Origin of the sequence: Pseudomonas tremae (genome assembly GCF_001401155.1) — a bacterium.
GTDB classification, from domain to species: domain Bacteria; phylum Pseudomonadota; class Gammaproteobacteria; order Pseudomonadales; family Pseudomonadaceae; genus Aquipseudomonas; species Aquipseudomonas tremae.
Genome location: NZ_LJRO01000134.1, coordinates 1 through 422, shown reverse-complemented (window position 1 = coordinate 422; position 422 = coordinate 1). Strand labels below are relative to the sequence as shown.

1 protein-coding gene and 1 riboswitch are annotated in these 422 nt (G+C 50.2%); the gene reads left to right on the top strand.

From position 1 onward, the window contains the following. On the top strand, positions 1 to 243 hold a 243-nt coding region (locus tag ALO43_RS09690), incomplete at its 5' end, for a DUF190 domain-containing protein (protein WP_054997431.1). 95 nt (positions 244 to 338) lie between these two features. Further along, a riboswitch (Fluoride riboswitch) is annotated at positions 339 to 411 on the top strand. Positions 412 to 422 lie beyond the last annotated feature (11 nt).

The following is a 422-nucleotide window of genomic DNA, read 5'->3' as shown; positions in this document are numbered from 1 at the left end:
TTGGCGAAAGAAATGGGACTGCGGGGTGCGACTCTGTCCACAGGTATCGAAGGCTTTGGGCATACCGGCCGGCTGCATTCCTCGCATTTTTTTGAACTAGCGGATCAGCCTACCGAAATTCGTATGGCCATTACCGAGGACGAATCTGAACAGTTATTCAAGCGATTGGAGCTTGAAGATATCTCGTTGTTTTACATAAAAACCCCAGTTGAGCTGGGCTTCGTCGGAACAGAGGTCACCTAGTTTGGCCCTCTTTCGTAAGCGGTGACTCGAAGACGCCTTCGCTTGCCTCGTACTCCGAAACACGATTTTACATTTTGGACAGACCTAGCTAAGATCGGCGCATTGGAGATGGCATTCCTCCATTAACAAACCGCTGCGCCCGTAGCAGCTGATGATGCCTACAGAAACCTGATCAAACC